Origin of the sequence: Shewanella sp. SM23 (genome assembly GCF_025654295.1) — a bacterium.
Taxonomy (GTDB): Bacteria; Pseudomonadota; Gammaproteobacteria; order Enterobacterales; family Shewanellaceae; genus Shewanella; species Shewanella oncorhynchi.
In genome coordinates this window covers 174,918-192,844 of record NZ_JAKKRM010000006.1, presented here as the reverse complement: position 1 = coordinate 192,844, position 17,927 = coordinate 174,918, and the positions used below count along the sequence as shown (strand labels likewise).

At 45.1% G+C, this 17,927-nt stretch carries 18 protein-coding genes; 15 read left to right on the top strand and 3 right to left on the bottom strand.

Translation table 11 applies throughout. From position 1 onward, the window contains the following. Position 1: 1 nt before the first annotated feature. Both L5L98_RS10325 and mutH read right to left on the bottom strand, forming a co-directional pair. Positions 2–1,069 (bottom strand): adenylate/guanylate cyclase domain-containing protein, encoded by a 1,068-nt coding sequence (locus tag L5L98_RS10325; RefSeq protein WP_263140505.1) that lies wholly within the window; start codon positions 1,067–1,069, stop codon positions 2–4. A gap of 122 nt (positions 1,070–1,191) precedes the next feature. Beyond that, complete coding sequence (gene mutH / locus L5L98_RS10320; RefSeq protein WP_131523041.1) at positions 1,192–1,863, bottom strand: DNA mismatch repair endonuclease MutH; 672 nt, start codon at positions 1,861–1,863, stop codon at positions 1,192–1,194. 690 nt (positions 1,864–2,553) lie between these two features. Here mutH and rppH point away from each other — a divergent pair. From rppH to L5L98_RS10270, 10 genes are all read left to right on the top strand, one after another. After that, positions 2,554–3,078 carry an RNA pyrophosphohydrolase gene (rppH, locus tag L5L98_RS10315; protein WP_006080762.1) on the top strand — a complete coding sequence of 175 codons (525 nt, stop codon included), beginning with the start codon at positions 2,554–2,556 and terminating at the stop codon, positions 3,076–3,078. Positions 3,079–3,100: 22 nt separating this feature from the next. Continuing rightward, positions 3,101–5,335, top strand: coding sequence for a phosphoenolpyruvate--protein phosphotransferase (gene ptsP / locus L5L98_RS10310; protein WP_263140500.1), 2,235 nt, complete (start codon positions 3,101–3,103; stop codon positions 5,333–5,335). A gap of 52 nt (positions 5,336–5,387) precedes the next feature. Beyond that, entirely contained in the window at positions 5,388–6,188 is an 801-nt protein-coding gene (locus L5L98_RS10305) for a sulfite exporter TauE/SafE family protein (RefSeq protein ID WP_028760835.1), read from the top strand. Positions 6,189–6,230: 42 nt separating this feature from the next. After that, on the top strand, positions 6,231–7,040 hold the full coding sequence (lgt, locus tag L5L98_RS10300) for a prolipoprotein diacylglyceryl transferase (RefSeq protein WP_263140496.1): 810 nt from the start codon (positions 6,231–6,233) through the stop codon (positions 7,038–7,040). Continuing rightward, a complete protein-coding gene (thyA, locus tag L5L98_RS10295; RefSeq protein ID WP_105249861.1) occupies positions 7,037–7,831 on the top strand; it encodes a thymidylate synthase in 795 nt (264 codons plus the stop codon). Before lgt ends, thyA begins: the two co-directional genes overlap by 4 nt. 117 nt (positions 7,832–7,948) lie before the next feature. Beyond that, positions 7,949–9,118, top strand: coding sequence for a Na+/H+ antiporter NhaA (gene nhaA, locus L5L98_RS10290; protein ID WP_028760832.1), 1,170 nt, complete (start codon positions 7,949–7,951; stop codon positions 9,116–9,118). A gap of 2 nt (positions 9,119–9,120) precedes the next feature. After that, positions 9,121–9,507 (top strand): hypothetical protein, encoded by a 387-nt coding sequence (locus L5L98_RS10285; protein ID WP_212599984.1) that lies wholly within the window; start codon positions 9,121–9,123, stop codon positions 9,505–9,507. Between the two features lie 115 nt (positions 9,508–9,622). Then, positions 9,623–10,531 (top strand): transcriptional activator NhaR, encoded by a 909-nt coding sequence (gene nhaR, locus L5L98_RS10280; protein WP_028760830.1) that lies wholly within the window; start codon positions 9,623–9,625, stop codon positions 10,529–10,531. Positions 10,532–10,616: 85 nt separating this feature from the next. Continuing rightward, positions 10,617–10,865: a succinate dehydrogenase assembly factor 2 gene (locus L5L98_RS10275; protein ID WP_173246130.1), complete on the top strand. Its 249-nt coding sequence runs from the start codon at positions 10,617–10,619 to the stop codon at positions 10,863–10,865. Continuing rightward, positions 10,846–11,286 carry a protein YgfX gene (locus tag L5L98_RS10270; protein WP_263140491.1) on the top strand — a complete coding sequence of 147 codons (441 nt, stop codon included), beginning with the start codon at positions 10,846–10,848 and terminating at the stop codon, positions 11,284–11,286. The genes L5L98_RS10275 and L5L98_RS10270 overlap by 20 nt, the downstream gene beginning before the upstream one ends. 34 nt (positions 11,287–11,320) lie before the next feature. On the opposite strand, the gene nadB is transcribed toward L5L98_RS10270, so the two are convergent. Continuing rightward, on the bottom strand, positions 11,321–12,934 hold the full coding sequence (nadB, locus tag L5L98_RS10265) for an L-aspartate oxidase (RefSeq protein WP_168823426.1): 1,614 nt from the start codon (positions 12,932–12,934) through the stop codon (positions 11,321–11,323). Between the two features lie 190 nt (positions 12,935–13,124). Here nadB and rpoE point away from each other — a divergent pair, with 190 nt between their 5' ends. The 5 genes from rpoE to lepA all read left to right on the top strand — a co-directional run bounded on the left by rpoE (position 13,125) and on the right by lepA (position 17,757). Then, entirely contained in the window at positions 13,125–13,703 is a 579-nt protein-coding gene (rpoE, locus tag L5L98_RS10260; protein WP_028760826.1) for an RNA polymerase sigma factor RpoE, read from the top strand. Between the two features lie 41 nt (positions 13,704–13,744). Beyond that, on the top strand, positions 13,745–14,371 hold the full coding sequence (locus tag L5L98_RS10255) for a sigma-E factor negative regulatory protein (RefSeq protein ID WP_028760825.1): 627 nt from the start codon (positions 13,745–13,747) through the stop codon (positions 14,369–14,371). Positions 14,372–14,383: 12 nt separating this feature from the next. Next, a complete protein-coding gene (locus tag L5L98_RS10250) occupies positions 14,384–15,316 on the top strand; it encodes a MucB/RseB C-terminal domain-containing protein (protein ID WP_028760824.1) in 933 nt (310 codons plus the stop codon). A gap of 10 nt (positions 15,317–15,326) precedes the next feature. Next, the gene (locus L5L98_RS10245) at positions 15,327–15,800 is read left to right on the top strand and encodes a SoxR reducing system RseC family protein (RefSeq protein WP_105249858.1); all 474 of its coding nucleotides are present in this window, start codon (positions 15,327–15,329) and stop codon (positions 15,798–15,800) included. 166 nt (positions 15,801–15,966) lie between these two features. Beyond that, on the top strand, positions 15,967–17,757 hold the full coding sequence (lepA, locus tag L5L98_RS10240; protein ID WP_028760822.1) for a translation elongation factor 4: 1,791 nt from the start codon (positions 15,967–15,969) through the stop codon (positions 17,755–17,757). Positions 17,758–17,927 lie beyond the last annotated feature (170 nt).

Below are 17,927 nucleotides of genomic sequence, written 5' to 3'. Positions count from 1 at the left end.
ATCAGAGCGGGGAAACGCCAAACACTTCAATTGAGTGTTGTTTCCCTTTGAGTTTGACTGGGCCTAGATTTGATAGGTTATACTGAGTGTTGGGGTTATCTAAACGTCCCGCGAGTGCACCCGAAATCAACATGCGCTGTCCTAGTGGATTACATTGGTCTTGCAGTCTTGCTAAGGTATTGAGCACGTCACTAAAGAAACTAATTTCTTGTTTCTGTACACCAACAACTGCAGCGACGACTTGGCCACAATGGGCCGCCGCTTTAAATTTCGGCACAAAGCCATAATGCTCTTCAAAGTAGCGGCGTTGCCAGTTCAGTTGTTGGCTAAATTCAAAATAGATATTCATGCAGCGGTCGTGAACTATCCCTTCTTCTAATGGCCAGTGAAGCAGCACTGCATCTCCCATATAGCGGTAGATTTCAGCTTCGTTATTGGACACAGTATCTGAAAGTAAACTAAAGCTGTCTTGGATCAATCGACTAAAGCGGTAATCGCCAAGTGATTCGGCATGTGTGGTTGAGGCGACCATGTCTAAATAGAGGAATAAGCGCTGCTCGTATCTTGGCTTGTGGTATTTACCAAGGCCTATGTTAAGTAAAATACGCGGCCCGACTAATAATGCCATTTGCTCGACAAAAGCTAAGCTGACTCGTACAACGACCAAATATACGATCAATGCTTGGAATGAAGGACTATAGAGAATGTGCGCCGTCAGCATTTGTCTGAGGGTCGACATGTGATTTTCGATGGCCCACATATTTAAAAACTGAGTCATGTAAGCTAACGTCGTAGCACCCAGTAATAAAAACAAGCCCTTAAAGATGACTGAAAACACATAGGGGAGGCGATTGATTGCACTGAAATCGGCAATGACGTTCGACATCCAATGTAAGCTGCCGAAAATAATCCCCATGTAGATAGCAAGTGTTGCGAGATCAGCCGAACTTACCGCCCATTGGGGCAGCTCTGGTGATTGGGCATATCGAAAAAACACGAATGCAGCCATGGCAATCGCCCAAGCTAAAATCGCAAAAAGGAGTTTTTTCGCTTGTCTACGTGCTCTCACTGCTTGATTGGTATCCGAATACGGCTGTGATTTCAGGATGCCGTAGTTTATAGAAAAGAGTCACCTTAGTGCCAGTGAAATTTGTGATCTGGATCAATCCAAGTCCATATCGTTACTAAAAATTAACCAAATACCTTATTAAGTATCATAGCAGTGAAACTGGTCTTTAAATAAAAGCCCCTAGGGTTGGTCATTTTGAGGCTACCATCTTCGGCAATGCTTTGTGTTAACGCCTTACTATTCGCGGCCTTAGGGCGCAATTGCAGCACTTCTCCGTGGCGCGCTGTAAGCCTCTCTACTTTTCCGAGGGCGATAAGCTCCATGATCTCTTCCCAATCCTGTTGCAGTAATTGTAACTCGTGCGGATCCGGTTCCCACAATATTGGCGTACCTATACGGCGCTCACCCACAGGAATATGCCTCTCTCCTTCAACGGGTACCCAAAGTACTCGCTGTAACTTATGGCAGACTAAGCTGTTTTGCCAGGTTAATCCTTGGATATTCGATAGCGGCGCCACGCAGACATAAGTGGTCTCCAGCGGTCGCCCCTGTGTATCAATGGGGATAGTTTTAAGCTCGACCCCTAAATGCAGAAAATCTTGCTCAGGTTTAGAACCCGCCGTTGCGCCTAATTCCATTTCGATTAATTGACCGACCCAACCTTTATCGCGTTTAAGATCCTTGGGGACACGAATGCTTCTTTGGCTTGCTATCTGCGCCAAACTCACGCCCGCCATCATGTTGGCACGTTCGAGTAGTTCAGATAGATTTTCAGGGGGGATAATTCGATTCATGGCTGGATTTTACTTAAAAATAACCGCTTAGCAATGGCGGTTAAAAAATGAGCTCTACAGGGTGGATTAACTTGTACCGAATGTTTTTATTCTAAGTGACTGATTTTAAATTTTATATCCGTGTTAACCCCCGTTTTGCAAAAAAGTGTTCAAAGTTACTCTCTGCTTTCCCTTGCGTTCCCCACATACTTATCCACAGATATTATGGATAACTCAGTAAAGTGAGCCTCCTAACCTAATAAAAATCCTAAGTCAATGCGAATAAAGTGCATTTATTCTGGCTTTTGTGGACAGTTGTGGACACTATTTGTGTATAAAGTTGAGTAATATCGCGAGAATGATAGAAATACTTCTTGCTGGTCAAATAATGAGCTTTATTGGTTTCTTAGTCTAAAATAAATTATGGTTAACGTGCAAGGTTATGAATTTATTAATCATTAAGTTTTAACGCTAAATTTTAAAAACGATAGTAAATAGATGTTTTTTGAACGTTATAACAAGTTCACCTGAGTTTCAAACAGAGATATCCACAGAAAATGTGGATATCCCCGGATTCCATCCCCTAGCATTGTTGATAAATGTCTTTTAAGTCAGATGTTATCCAAAGCTTAGGATAAAATAGAGGTTTGCTGAGAGACTAGCTTTATGAAACAATCAGTTTATTAAAATTTAATGTGATTTGGAGTCCATGTGATTGATAGCGACGGCTTTCGCGCAAATGTGGGCATTATAATTTGTAACAGATATGGCCAAGTCATGTGGGCTAGACGTTTCGGTCAACACTCATGGCAATTTCCTCAAGGTGGCGTCGATGATGGCGAGACAGCAGAAGAGGCTATGTACCGTGAGTTGTATGAAGAAGTGGGCCTAAGACCTGAACACGTGCATATATTAACCTCGACCCGTTCTTGGTTACGCTATCGTTTGCCAAAGCGTTTAGTCAGGCAAGACAGTAAACCTGTGTGTATCGGGCAAAAACAAAAGTGGTTTCTGTTACAACTGAAAAGCCAAGATAGTGCGATTAATTTGAGTTCTTCTGGGCATCCTGAATTTGACGATTGGCGCTGGGTAAGTTATTGGTATCCTGTGCGGCAAGTTGTGTCATTTAAGCGTGATGTTTATCGTAAGGTGATGAAAGAGTTTGCGGTAACGGCATTGTCATTCCAAACCCTAGAAATACCTAGGAAACGGGGAAGACAAAAAACAACGGGCTGATTTCAAAAGAGGATTGAAAACAGTGTTAAATACGCTTAGGGATATTACTCAGGCTGTGGCATCTGCCCACAGTTTGGAAACCGCATTAGAAATCTTAGTTTCATCGACTAAAGCGGCGATGGAAACCCAATGTTGCTCCATCTATATCCTAGAAGAGCAAGAACTCGTGTTATCTGCAACCGATGGTCTTGAAAAAAGCGCCGTTGGTCGAGTACGTATGCCGCTGACTGAAGGTTTAGTTGGACTCGCTGCCCAGCGAGAAGAGGCCGTTAATTTAGCTGATGCTCGGCTTCATCCAAGGTTTAAGCTTTTTCCTGAAGTCGCCGAAGAAGAATACCGCGCTTTTTTAGCTGTACCTATTATCTACCAGAAGGCTGTGGTTGGGGTGATAGTGGTACAGCAGGCGAGTGCTCGCCAATTCAGTGAGGGTGAAGAAGCCTTCCTGATGACGCTCGCCGCCCAATTAGCGATGGCGGTGCGTGGCTTAAAACAAAAAGCACAAGTCAGCTCCCATCATCAACAAATTCTGTTTCAAGGTACTTCAGCGTCAAACGGTATCGCCATTGCGTATGCCTTCGTACTTGGTGGGGAAATCCCCCTTGAACAGCCTGAGGTACGTTCTGACGATATTGCCTATGAATCGAGTCGCTTAACCACGGCTATGGTGCGTTGTAAAGAAGCAATAGGTGCCTTATCTCAACGGTTTGATCGCGAGCAAGATGACGAAGTTGTCTCCATTTTCAATGCATTACAGTTACTGCTTGATGATGCTAGTTTAGGCGGCGAATATACCCGTGAAGTGCAATTAGGCTGGGCTGCTGAGTCGGCGGTGAGCCGAGTGTCTCTACGCTATATTCAACAGTTTTTAGCAATGGAAGACCCTTACCTTAAGGAGCGGGCTAGCGATATTCGCGACTTAGGTCAAAAAGTATTGCGCCAACTTATTGAGCCAGAACGTCTAGAGCTTGAGCCCGATAAACCCGTAATCCTCATTACCCGTGAAGCCGATGCGACTATGTTGGCTGAGTTCCCAAGGCAAAAGCTTGCGGGTATTGTCACTGAGCTAGGTGGCGTAAACTCCCATGCCGCCATTTTAGCCCGCGCCTTAGGTGTGCCTGCAATCACAGGTGTCGAGCAACTGTTATCTGCCAATATTGACCAAAAACTTTTAGTCGTAAACGCAAGCCGTGGTCAGTTATTGGTGTCGCCATCACCTGCGATTGTCGGTGAGTATCGTAGCCTGATTTCGGCACAAAAAGCCTTGCAACGCCAGTATGCCCAAGAATTAGCGCTGCCTTCTGTAACCTTAGATGGTTCACGTATTCGCTTGTATCTCAATGCGGGATTACTCAGTGGTGTGGCCTCTGAAATTGCAGAGGGCGCCGACGGTATTGGGCTTTATCGCACTGAAATTCCTTTTATGTTGCAACAGCGCTTCCCGAGTGAATCTGAGCAAGTCAAAGTCTATCAACAGGTCTTGTCGGCAGCGTCCGGTCGACCTGTGGTGATGCGTACTTTAGATGTGGGAGGTGATAAACCTTTACCGTATTTCCCGATTAAAGAAGACAATCCTTTCCTTGGATGGCGCGGTATTCGCTTGTCTCTGGATCATCCTGAGCTTTTTTTGGTGCAGTTACGGGCCATGCTACAGGCTGGGGGAGACGGTAAACAGTTAAGTATTTTGCTGCCTATGGTCAGCAACTTAGATGAAATCGATCAATCCTTAGAATATTTGCAACAAGCCTATGTCGAATTAAAAAACGATGTTAACAGCGACATAGTGATGCCACGAATAGGCATTATGCTCGAAGTGCCCGCCATGCTATATCAGTTGGATGATGTGGCAAAACGAGTGGATTTTGTCTCTGTTGGTAGTAATGATTTAACCCAATATTTATTGGCTGTTGACCGTAATAACCCGCGGGTAAGCTCGTTATTTGACAGTTATCATCCTGGAATATTGCGGGCTTTGCATCAGGCGCACCTAGATTGTCGATACCATAAACTCGATATTAGTATCTGTGGAGAGCTCGCGGGCGAACCTATGGGGGCCATTTTGCTGGTGGCTATGGGATACGATCAGTTGAGTATGAATCAGGGCAGTTTAGCGCGGATCAATTATCTATTGCGACGTGTTGCGCGGGCCGATTTAGATCAATTACTTGCTAAAGCGCTGAGCCTACCAAACGGCTTCCAAGTGCGTGAGCTGGTTAAAGAATATTTGACCCAGCAGGGTCTCGCAACAATTCTTAATTAACTAATGCCGTGTTAAGCTAAGGCCCTCAATTTATCACGCTGTAGGTACTCGTGTGGATAGTTTGTTGTTGGTGTTCTTTATTTGCTTGGCTTTAGGCGCATTTGTCGGCTTTATGGCTGGATTATTAGGTATCGGTGGCGGCTTGATTGTAGTGCCGGCACTGCTTTATATTTTGCCATCGGTCGGTATTAGCTCTACTCAGCTCCCCCATATTGCAATTGCCACTTCGCTAGCAGCCATTATTCTCACCTCTATTTCGTCGGCACGTGCCCACCATAAGCGTGGCAATGTGCCTTGGGATTTATTCAAATCAATGTTACCTGGCCTGATTATAGGCGCGCTGGCTTCAGGTTTTATTGCTGAGCGTATTCCCGCTGATAAGTTACAACAAGGTTTTGCCATCTTTGTGATTTTAATGACAATTCAAATGGCTTATCCCGTTAAGGCCGAATCAAATCGTCAATTACCTAATTCAGTAGTGCTTTTTGTTGTATCGGCTTTTGTTGCGGTTTTGGCAGGTTTGACCGGGATAGGTGGCGGTATACTGATAGTGCCATTTTTGACTTTTTATGGTTTACAGATGCGTCAAGCCGTGGGTTTTTCTGCTGCGATGGGCTTCTTAATCTCTCTTTCTGGCAGTTTCGGCTATATTATTGCAGGAATGAATGCCCCTGAGTTGCCCTATGGTACCTTAGGCTATATCTATTTACCTGCATTGTTTGGTTTAGTGATTACTTCTGTCTTGATGGCGCCTGTGGGGGTAAAAGCGGCGAGCACTTGGCCAACACCTGTACTTAAAAAGATATTTGCACTGTTACTTTTATGTGTCGGCCTTAAGTTAATTCTGACCTAGTTTTTATGTTTATCTCAGTTTGAGGCTGCTAATGGATTTGTTATGGCGTTGAGTTTCCCCAATATCGATCCCGTGATCGTTTCATTTGGACCGTTTAATCTTTTTGGACAAACCTTTGAACCGGCACTGCGTTGGTATGGTTTTACCTATTTAGTCGGATTTGTTGCGGCCATGTGGTTGTTGAACCGCCAAGCCGACCGTTCAAAGGGGATATGGACGCGGGAGCAAGTTTCAGATTTACTCTTTTATGGTTTTCTTGGGGTGATTTTAGGTGGCCGTATCGGTTACGTGCTTTTTTATCATTTCGATTATTTCCTCGCCAGTCCCCTCTATTTATTTAAAATCTCTGAAGGTGGCATGTCCTTCCACGGCGGTTTGATGGGCGTGATTACGGCGATGCTCTATATCGCGTGGAAACAAAAACGTACTTTTTTTGCTGTCGCCGATATGGTGGCACCTGTTGTGCCTATTGGTTTAGGCGCTGGTCGTATTGGTAACTTTATCAACGGCGAGCTTTGGGGACGAACCACTGATCTGCCTTGGGCTATGGTGTTTCCAACTGGTGGGCCTGACCCACGTCATCCATCCCAGTTGTATCAGTTCGCCCTTGAAGGCGTAGCATTATTCCTATTACTTTACTGGTTTAGCAAACGTACCGATAAAGTCGGTGCAGTCTCTGGTATGTTCTTAGTCGGTTACGGTATGTTCCGTATTATGGTTGAAACTGTGAGGCAACCCGACACACAGTTGGGACTTTACTGGGGATTTATGACTATGGGGCAGATACTCTCTGTGCCTATGGTGTTAATCGGTTTGTACTTGATTTTTCGTGAGCAAGGTAAGCAGCAATGAAACAGTATTTAGACTTAATGAAGCACATATTAGCCGAAGGCGTGGATAAATCGGATCGCACAGGTACTGGGACTCGCTCGGTATTTGGCTATCAAATGCGCTTCGATTTGAGCAAAGGTTTTCCTTTGGTGAGCACCAAAAAATGCCATATGCGCTCTATCATCCATGAATTGCTGTGGTTTCTGAAGGGGGAAACTAACGTTGCCTATTTACGCGAAAACAAGGTCAGCATTTGGGATGAATGGGCCGATGATAATGGCGATTTGGGCCCAGTTTATGGTGCCCAGTGGCGCAGTTGGCCAACCCAGAGTGGTGATGCTATCGATCAGATTTCGCAAGTTATCGCCCAGATAAAATCTCAGCCAGATTCTCGCCGTCTTATCGTTTCTGCGTGGAACGTGGGCGAACTGGATAAAATGGCTTTGGCACCGTGCCACGCGTTTTTTCAGTTCTATGTAGCCGATGGCAAATTATCTTGTCAGCTGTATCAGCGTAGTTGTGATGTGTTTCTTGGTTTGCCATTTAATATTGCCAGTTATGCTTTGTTAACTATGATGGTCGCCCAGCAATGTGACTTGGCCTTAGGTGATTTTGTGTGGACGGGTGGCGATACCCATTTATATTCTAATCATATGGAACAGACGGCACTGCAGTTAAGTCGTGATCCAAAACCGCTGCCGACCATGACTATTGTACGCAGACCTGAGTCGATTTTTGACTATCAATTCGATGATTTTGAATTAACAAACTACGCTCCACACCCTCATATTAAAGCCCCTGTTGCTGTGTGAAGTATGTTTTTTAGTCTAACACTTCGGGATAACCGAGGTGTTAGGTAGAAACTTACGATTATATTTGTTATTACAATTCGTCTACACTCAATTCATTATGATTTTTAGGAGTGCAAGATGGAAAAAGCAATTAGAAATTTTCTGAGCCAAGAGTCGGCTGGCGGTATCCTGTTATTGGTTGCTGTTGCCTTAGCCATGCTGATGGCCAATTCCCCCTTATCTGGACTTTATCAAGGCTTTTTAGGCACTGACGTTCAAGTCAAAATTGGCGAGCTCAACATACACAAGCCACTTATCCTGTGGATAAACGATGGCTTGATGGCCATATTCTTTTTGCTGATTGGTTTAGAAGTGAAACGTGAGTTACTTGAAGGCGCCTTATCAAGTGTCGCTCAAGCTTCCCTGCCTACCTTTGCAGCCATTGGTGGCATGTTAGTCCCTGCTGGTGTGTACTTACTGTTTAACTATGGTGATCCTGTCACACAAGCGGGCTGGGCGATTCCTGCCGCGACCGATATTGCCTTTGCCTTAGGTATTATGGCACTGCTCGGAAGCCGCGTTCCTGTTTCACTGAAAGTCTTCTTACTTGCTTTAGCTATCATCGATGACTTAGGCGTCATAGTGATTATCGCGCTGTTTTACAGTACTGACTTATCAACCATCAGTTTAGTGATTGCCAGTTTAGCGATTGCGGGCTTGGTCGGGTTAAACCGCAAAGGGGTTACTTCACTTTTACCCTATGGCATCTTAGGGTTAATTCTTTGGGTTGCCGTACTCAAGTCTGGAGTGCATGCGACTCTGGCTGGCGTCATCATTGCTTTTTGTATTCCATTGCGGGCAAAGGATGGCAGTTCACCCTCAGAAGGCTTAGAGCATAGTTTGCATCCTTGGAGTACTTTCCTCATTTTGCCAGTGTTTGCTTTTGCCAATGCGGGCGTTTATGTCGGCAATATGAATTTGGAGACGTTAATTTCTCCTGTTCCTGTTGGTATTGCATTGGGCCTGATGTTAGGTAAGCCAATCGGTGTAATGTTATTTAGCTTTATTGCGGTGAAACTAAAATTAGCGCAATTGCCCGATGGCGTAGGTTGGAAGCAAATTGCCCCCGTCGCTGCCATGTGCGGTATTGGTTTTACTATGTCTATGTTTATTGCGTCGTTAGCCTTTGAACATGCAGACCCTATGTACGGTGACTTAGCACGCCTAGGGACCTTAATCGGTTCGATTATGGCAGCGTTAGTCGGGTATTTCTGGTTATCAAAAGTGTTACCTAATAAAGGAGTATAACTATGATAAAGTTGAAATTAATGGGAATAGCAACGCTCTTATGTTTATCGACATCCGCGACGGCATCGCAAATTTCGGCCTGTAATCAGGATGCAAACTCGCAGACTTGCCAAAGCTATCTTGAAGGGATAGTGGATGGCGCTTTGATGTTTAAATCTGATTCCTTAGGGGCGAGATTAGAAACTAATGGTTATGAATCGAGGGCACTTAAGTATCGCGGTGGTAAACGTTTCCAAGAAGCGAATCGAACCTATTGCGCCGAACGTATTCCAGAACGTAACGTTTTAGTTTCAGGAGTCACTGAAGCGGTAAGTCTGGGGAATGCTGCCGATTTGGAGCAGTTACAAGGCATAGTTACTAACTTACTCGACTGCCAGCGTTTAAAGTAACTTGACTGGGAATCATCAGGTTTTTAATCATCTGATTTTAAACTAATCGAGTTTAAAATAACACAGTAACCCCTCAGCGCTTTGGCGTTTGAGGGAGCATTAACAGCGGGTTAGCATGCTGCACTTGAATTATAACCACTTGTATTATTTTTGGATGATTAAGAAAAAGGGCTCAGTCGCGAAGGCGGCCGAAGCCCTATGTTTAACGCCGCAAACGATAACGGGGCAAATTCGTGCCTTAGAAGATAGGTTAAACGGCAGTCTGTTCAAGCGAGTCGGTCGGACATTGGAGGCGACAGAGTTAGGTGAATTGGTGTTTCGCTACGCCGATAAGATGTTTAGCCTTAGCTATGAAATGCTCGATTTACTTAACTATCAAAAAGCGGATGCCATGTTATTCGAGGTGGGTATTGCCGATGCCTTATCTAAAGCTTTAGTCAGTCGAGTGTTATTATCTGTAGTGCCTAATGACAATTCTATGCACTTAGCCTGCTATGAGGCGACTCACGAGAGCCTAATGGCGCGTTTACGTGAGCATAAACTGGATATGATCCTTTCGGATTGTGCAGGTGAGTCACTGAAATACCCTGAAATTTTATCTAAAAAATTAGGTGAGTGTGGCGTGAGTTTTTTCTCCGCTGAGACTTATAGCGCAGATTTTCCGGCTTGTTTAGAGCAAGGCCAGCTATTAATCCCCGGCCGCAGAACCTCACTTGGACAACAGCTATATCGCTGGTTTGACGAGCAAAACCTTAAAGTCAGTATCTTAGGTGAGTTCGATGATGCGGCCATGATGAAAGCCTTTGGTTACCTTAAACGAGGTATTTTTGTCACACCGTCGATTTATCGCCAAGAAGTGATTTCCCATGGTATGAATTTGCTCGGTGAAACCACCGATGTGAAAGAGGAATACCATGTGATGTTTGCCGAACGTATGATCCAACATCCTGCGGTAAAGCGATTATTGGATACAGATTTTAGCGATCTCTTTGAGGGGCTCGATACGCAAGTACAACAATGCTAATTTTGTAAGTCAATATGAAGGGTTAATCGACACTTTAGTCAGTGAACTGATAGACTAATGCCAAATCTGTGTTGGGAGAAATACCTTGGAATTAATGAACATCGCAAGGGTTCGCTGGGCATGTCGCCGTGGGATGCTGGAATTAGACGTCTTGCTTCAACCTTTTGTTGAAAACTTCTATCAAGAAATGTCCGATGAAGATAAAACCGTGTTTATCCGTTTGTTGGAATGTGAAGATCCAGAATTGTTTGCTTGGTTTATGGGCCATGAAGTGTGCCCTGATATTGAACTGGCTCGTATGATAGTGAAAGTCCGTGGAAGACCGGCACCATAGTTTCAGTGTAAAAGCCTCTTTCGACCAACGACTCTCGTTGGTCGTTTTTATTGGCGTTTGTTCTAGCTCATTTCTGCTTTGGCCCCAAAGCGACATTATCGCCTTATCTCTGCTTAAATATTTGTTTATCGTACTTGTTAGTATTTTTTTGCTGTCGCAGTTGTGGCGACTGCAGCATTGGCGTTTAGATTTTGTGCTGAGTGATAAAGGCGAGGGACGTTTGTCAACGGGGGAGCACTTTCAGGTACTAAAACGCACTTGGGTCACGCCCTTTGTTTGCTTGATTTATATCGAAGTGGATACTCAATTGCGGCTCTTGCTGGTTTGGGCTGATATGTTAGACGATACTGACTATCGACATTTATGTCGGCTGTTGCTGCGGGCTAAAATGCAACAGACTAAACCTCATTCTAAGATTTAGTCTGTTTATGATGAAGTAATCTATGCGTATGCGGTTACTTTTCTGGTAGTAAAATTGTTGGGCGAGGCGCGTCTAATTTCTCTGGATGATCGATATTAAAATGCAGCCCACGGCTTTCTTTACGCTCCATGGCACAGCGAATAATTAATTCGGCCACTTGCACTAAGTTACGTAATTCGAGCAAGTTATTGCTAACCCTGAAGTTACTGTAATATTCCTGAATTTCTTGCTGTAACATCAGGCAGCGGCGCAGTGCTCGCTCCAGACGTTTATCAGAGCGTACAATTCCAACGTAGTCCCACATGAATAACCGCAGTTCGTGCCAGTTATGGGCGATGACCACTTCCTCATCCGAGTTCGACACTTTACTTTCATCCCATGCTGGAATTTGTCCCGGGATTTGAATTTTATGCAGTTGGCTTTCTATGTCCTGTGACGCCGCACGGGCAAACACTAAACATTCGAGTAACGAGTTACTCGCCAGACGATTGGCACCATGTAAGCCCGTATAGGCGACTTCACCAATAGCATAGAGACCATTGAGATCCGTCTGACCGTGCATATCTGTCATTACACCACCGCAGGTATAGTGTGCGGCGGGTACCACAGGAATCGCATCTTTAGTGATATCGATTCCCAGCTCTAAGCAACGGCTATAGATGGTCGGGAAATGCTTCATCACAAAGTCAGCATCTTTATGGCTGATATCGAGATAGACGCAATCGGCACCCAGACGTTTCATCTCATAGTCGATGGCGCGGGCAACGATGTCACGGGGAGCGAGTTCAGCGCGTTCATCAAAGTCCGGCATAAAGCGGCTGCCATCAGGACGACGCAGATAAGCACCTTCTCCACGCAGGGCTTCGGTGAGTAAGAAGTTGCGCGCATCTGCGTGGTACAAACACGTCGGATGGAATTGGTTGAACTCCATATTCGCCACGCGGCAACCTGCACGCCATGCCATGGCAATACCATCACCGCTAGCGACATCGGGGTTTGAGGTATATTGATAAACCTTAGAGCTACCGCCTGTTGCTAACGCAACAAACTTGGCCTTAACGGTTTCGACGTGTTCTTCATTACGATTCCACACATAAGCGCCTAACACACGATTACCTGGGCGATTTAACTTACGGGTGGTGATGAGGTCGATGGCGTTATAGCGTTCTAAAACTTGAATATTGGGGTGGGCGAGTGCGCGCTCTTGCAGTGTGGTTTGCACTTCCTTGCCTGTAGCATCGGCAGCGTGCAGAATGCGTCTGTGGCTATGGCCGCCTTCACGGGTTAAATGGTAAGGTGCATCTTTTGCGTTGCCGTCTGTGGTTTCTTCTTTATCGAAGGCGACGCCACATTCGATAAGCCATTGCATCGCACTCTTGGCATTTTCAGCCGTGAAAGTGACAACGTCTTTGTCACATAAACCCGCCCCTGCGATTAAGGTGTCTGCAACATGGGATTCGATAGTGTCACTTTCGTCGAAGACGGAGGCGATACCGCCTTGGGCGTAGTAAGTCGACCCTTCCGAGAGTGGGCCTTTTGAAAGCAGAATTACTTTTGCTTTTTCAGCAAGATGCAAAGCTAGTGTCAGACCTGCGGCACCGCTACCTATGACTAATATGTCAGATTGGTGTTCAACTACTTGTTTCATCGGGTATCATGATGTGACTGAAGAGTGCCAACTATGGTAAACCAACTCACCGATTATGGGTACTTTCCTTTTTACCTTACTTTTTTTGTATAATTTTTAGAACTTTTTCAAAGCCCGCGAGTCTACATAAGTGAATATGATTCGAGCGACTGAGAAATCAGCATTTTAGATTTAGGAGAAGTCGGCTCGGATGAGTGGACAATTAAGTGATCAACAATTAGTTGAGCGCGTACAACAAGGTGATAAAAACGCTTTTAACCTGTTAGTGCTTAAATATCAAAGTAAAGTCATTAGCTTGATATCCCGTTATGTACGGAACCAAGCGGACGTTGCTGATGTGGCACAGGAAGCGTTTATCAAAGCTTACAGAGCTTTGCCAAACTTTCGCGGTGAAAGTGCATTTTATACTTGGTTGTACCGCATCGCAGTAAACACTGCGAAGAATTATCTCGTATCACAGGGGCGTAGAACGCCTGCGAATGATGTTGATGCAGAAGATGCCGAATATTACGAAGGTAGTGACGCGCTGAAGGAGTTTGCCTCCCCAGAACGGCTAATGTTATCGGATGAAATTAAAAAAGTGATTTTCGATACATTAGAGACCTTACCTGAAGAATTACGAATGGCCATCTCATTGCGTGAACTCGATGGTATGAGTTACGAAGATATTGCCATAGTCATGGATTGTCCTGTCGGGACCGTAAGATCGCGTATCTTCCGAGCTCGAGAGGCAATCGATAAAAAGCTCCAGCCGTTGCTGGAAGCCTAAATTCTTATTTTAAGAAACCCTTATATTTAGACAGGTGAAAAATGGATAAATTAGGTCAAGAATGGGTATCTGCCGCAGTCGATGGAGAGACTGATGCGCAGACCATGGCAGAGTTATCTGCTGATACACATTCACATGATAAATGGCATAACTATCATATGATAGGCGATGCCATGCGTGGCGAATTGCCGCAGACTATTGTGTTAGATCTCTCTGCTAGCATTGCTGCCGCCATTGAACTTGAGCCAGCGATAGTTGCGCCTAAGCATCATGCGTCTAAAGTTACTGCACCTGTAACGCCACAAATTGCCGCCAATTCGGAGCAAAGCCGCGTCGTACCTTTATTTAAGCAATTTGGTCAATATGCCATTGCTGCGACGGTTGCTATGTTTGCGATTGTGGGTGTGCAGAATTACAATCAAACCGCCGATGATGCCGCGTCACCATCGCCCGTGTTAATTACAAGGCCGCTTATTGGTAGCGCATCACCTGTGAGCCTACAAACCGGTCCTGTACAACAGAATCAAGGCTATACCAATGATCAGGTGAATGAGCAACGTCGCCGAATTAATACTTATATCCAAGATCATATGTTGCAACAACGATTGAATACTGGTGCGGTTGTAGAGGACAATACCGAGGTCGTACCCGTTCCGGTCAATCAATAACGAGGAGTTAGCTTGCGTCTAATCCTGTTGGCTTTATTAGCCTTGGTCTTTCCTGCAACCGCGCAGGAGGACATGCCTGCCAAAGCTTGGCTCGAAAAAATGAGTCAGGCTTTACGAGAGAAAGAGTTTAAAGCATCGATTATTCAACTTCAGGCCGATCATATTCGGCCTTTGGTTTACCTGCATGGTAAGGTGAATAATCAAGAAGTTGCCTTTCTAGAATACCTTAACGGTCCACCCAAAAATGCAGTGCGTGTCGGTAATCGTGTCACCTTTATTGAGCACGATGAGCCTGCGTATAGTATCGTTTCTAATCATATTCAAGGTGTCTGGCCTGCTGCTTTCTCTGCCAATATGGCGGACTTAGAAGTGGGTTATCAGTTTGTGCTCGGTGGCCGTACCCGTATCGCTGGGCGTCCGGGGCAGATGATCCGCCTGTTGCCTAATGATGAATTCCGTTATGGCTTTCAAATTTGGCTTGATATGGAAACCTATCTGCCGCTGAGATACGACATGCTGACTCAAGATAAGCAATTACTTGAGCAGATCATGGTGATTGAACTCATTGAATTCAGCGAGCCGCCAGCCATTTTGCAAGAGGCCTATAAGCAAGAGTGGCCGGCAGTTATCGATCAAGCCGAGCGCCAAGACGGTCAAAATTGGCAATTTGCTTGGTTACCCGCAGGTTTTACTGTGGTAGTGCGCGACCACCATAGATTAATTGGCAGTCACGAAGCGGTGGAATACATAGCACTGACCGATGGACTGGCAAATATTTCTGTTTATGTGGCGCGTGCGGGCACGAGTCCATTGCCTGAAGAATTAATTACCCGTAATGGCTTGTCCTTAGTCTCAGAAAAAGTCGGTAATGCCGAAGTAGTTGCTGTGGGTAAAGTGCCGACAGAAACCTTAACGCGCATTGCTAAAAGTCTGACGCTAGAATAGGACGCCGATTATGATGGAAGAAATTGCCAGAGTCGTCTCCAGTGATAGTCAAGGTTGGTTGACGGTTGAAGTGGAACTTAAGAGTACCTGCAAGAGCTGCAGTAACAGTGAGTCTTGCGGGACCTCTGCTGTCGCTCAGGCTTTTTCCTCGAAAACCCAGCAATTTTCTATTCAGAGTGACCGCCGCTGTGAGGCTGGTGAATTACTCAAATTAGGCCTTCCCGAGAGCGTGATCCTCAAAGCCGCGGCATTAATCTATTTAATGCCGCTGTTTGGCCTGTTTGTCGGCGCAGCGTTAGGACAATTTTTAGGCCAGTTGCTTGAGTTTAATCCTAACCTAGGTGCCATGGGCTTTGCGGCCGTTGGTGCCTTGATTGCGTGGTCTTTTGGTAAGCAACAGGCTAAACGTTTAGAAGTTGATGCTCAGCCTGTGATTTTGGCCTATTTAGGTAGGAGCATCAATTTAAACGAATTAGCTCAATAATTTCAATGTGTTATTTTTTATCAAATAGCAGCTAACTGCGGTTTTGGGCGTTGTTTTATCGGCCTGTCTTAAGTAGGAGTGAATGTGATTGGTATTGAAACCGCAATCAGGTACAATTTCGCTCCTTTGAACCGTATCCATTTTCAGTATTAGTCATTGCAGCATAATGAAACAAATTAGAAACTTCTCAATTATTGCCCATATCGACCATGGTAAATCGACGCTATCAGATCGTCTTATTCAGGTTTGTGGCGGTTTAACCGACCGTGAAATGGATTCTCAAGTTTTAGATTCTATGGATCTAGAACGTGAGCGTGGTATTACGATTAAGGCACAAAGTGTCACTTTGGATTATAAAGCCAAAGATGGCCTTGTCTATCAACTCAACTTTATTGATACCCCAGGTCACGTTGACTTCTCCTACGAGGTCTCGCGCTCATTAGCTGCCTGTGAAGGTGCTTTGCTGGTGGTTGATGCGGGTCAGGGCGTTGAAGCTCAGACACTGGCAAACTGTTATACCGCGCTGGATATGAATCTAGATGTGGTACCCATTTTAAACAAGATTGACTTACCACAAGCCGATCCAGAACGTGTTGCTGCCGAGATTGAAGATATCGTTGGTATCGATGCGATGGATGCTGTGCGTTGTTCGGCTAAAACCGGTGTCGGTGTCGACGAGGTTTTAGAAGTCATTGTTGCCAAAATTCCACCGCCAGAAGGCGATCCTGACGCACCATTGCAAGCCTTGATTATCGATTCTTGGTTTGATAACTACTTAGGCGTAGTGTCGTTAGTGCGAATTAAACACGGTAGCCTGAAAAAAGGTGACAAGTTTAAGGTAATGTCTACAGGACAAAACCACACTGCGGATCGCGTCGGTATTTTCACCCCAAAACAAACTGATAAAACCGAACTTAAAACCGGTGAAGTCGGCTTTGTGATTGCGGGTCTGAAGGAAATTCACGGTGCGCCTGTAGGTGATACGTTAACTTTAGCCAAAAATGGTGCTGAAAAGCCGTTACCTGGTTTTAAGAAAGTGAAGCCACAGGTATACGCTGGCGTATTCCCAATTTCGACCGACGAATATGAAAACTTCCGTGATGCGCTGAACAAACTCAGCCTGAACGATGCGTCATTATTCTTTGAACCTGAAAGTTCTTCGGCACTCGGTTTTGGTTTCCGCATTGGCTATTTAGGCCTGCTCCACATGGAAATCGTACAAGAGCGTTTAGAGCGTGAATACAACCTAGAGTTGATCACCACTGCGCCAACCGTAGTGTACGAAGTCGTCATGACTAGCGGCGAAACGATTTACGTTGATAACCCGTCTGATCTGCCTGCGATTAACAACATTGAAGAAATGCGTGAGCCGATTGTTGAGGCCAACATTTTAGTGCCAAAAGAATACTTAGGTAACGTGATTACCCTGTGTATTGAAAAACGTGGCACCCAAGTGAACATGGTTTACCACGGTAACCAAGTGGCTGTAACTTACCATCTGCCAATGGCGGAAGTGGTCATGGACTTCTTCGACCGTTTGAAGTCCACTAGCCGTGGCTATGCATCACTCGAATATAACTTTATTCGTTTCGATCCTGCAGACATGGTGCGTTTAGATATTCTCATCAACGGCGACCGAGTCGACGCCTTGGCTATGGTTATCCATAGATCAAACATTCGTCACCGTGGTTTAGCTTTAGTGGATAAGATGAAAGAACTTATTCCACGTCAGATGTTTGATATTGCGATTCAAGCGGCGGTGGGCAGTCAAATTATTGCCCGTTCAACCGTGAAAGCCCTGCGTAAAGACGTAACGGCTAAGTGTTATGGCGGCGACGTTTCTCGTAAGAAAAAACTCTTAAATAAACAAAAAGAGGGTAAGAAACGGATGAAGCAAGTAGGTAACGTTGAGGTGCCACAAGAAGCATTCTTAGCGGTACTTAAGCTAAACGAGTAATCGTTAGCATAAGAAGTGACAATTTAGTTGACTATTGCGCCGCTGTTTGCGGCGCTTTAGTTAGGTTATCGCATTGGTTTATCACTTTGGTTTACCAAGGTCGAATACGGTAAGTTAACTAAAGTATTATATTCGCTGAGTTAGGCACCTTTAATTATTTTTAAGGCAGG

Coding starts and splice junctions, on each gene's coding strand:
- nhaR (WP_028760830.1), top strand. CDS start 9,623: ATGCTGCACTTGAATTATAACCACTTGTATTATTTTTGGATGATTAAG.
- nhaA (WP_028760832.1), top strand. CDS start 7,949: ATGGAAAAAGCAATTAGAAATTTTCTGAGCCAAGAGTCGGCTGGCGGT.
- mutH (WP_131523041.1), bottom strand. CDS start 1,863: ATGAATCGAATTATCCCCCCTGAAAATCTATCTGAACTACTCGAACGT.
- lepA (WP_028760822.1), top strand. CDS start 15,967: ATGAAACAAATTAGAAACTTCTCAATTATTGCCCATATCGACCATGGT.
- lgt (WP_263140496.1), top strand. CDS start 6,231: ATGGCGTTGAGTTTCCCCAATATCGATCCCGTGATCGTTTCATTTGGA.
- L5L98_RS10255 (WP_028760825.1), top strand. CDS start 13,745: ATGGATAAATTAGGTCAAGAATGGGTATCTGCCGCAGTCGATGGAGAG.
- nadB (WP_168823426.1), bottom strand. CDS start 12,934: ATGAAACAAGTAGTTGAACACCAATCTGACATATTAGTCATAGGTAGC.
- L5L98_RS10285 (WP_212599984.1), top strand. CDS start 9,121: ATGATAAAGTTGAAATTAATGGGAATAGCAACGCTCTTATGTTTATCG.
- thyA (WP_105249861.1), top strand. CDS start 7,037: ATGAAACAGTATTTAGACTTAATGAAGCACATATTAGCCGAAGGCGTG.
- L5L98_RS10245 (WP_105249858.1), top strand. CDS start 15,327: ATGATGGAAGAAATTGCCAGAGTCGTCTCCAGTGATAGTCAAGGTTGG.
- rpoE (WP_028760826.1), top strand. CDS start 13,125: ATGAGTGGACAATTAAGTGATCAACAATTAGTTGAGCGCGTACAACAA.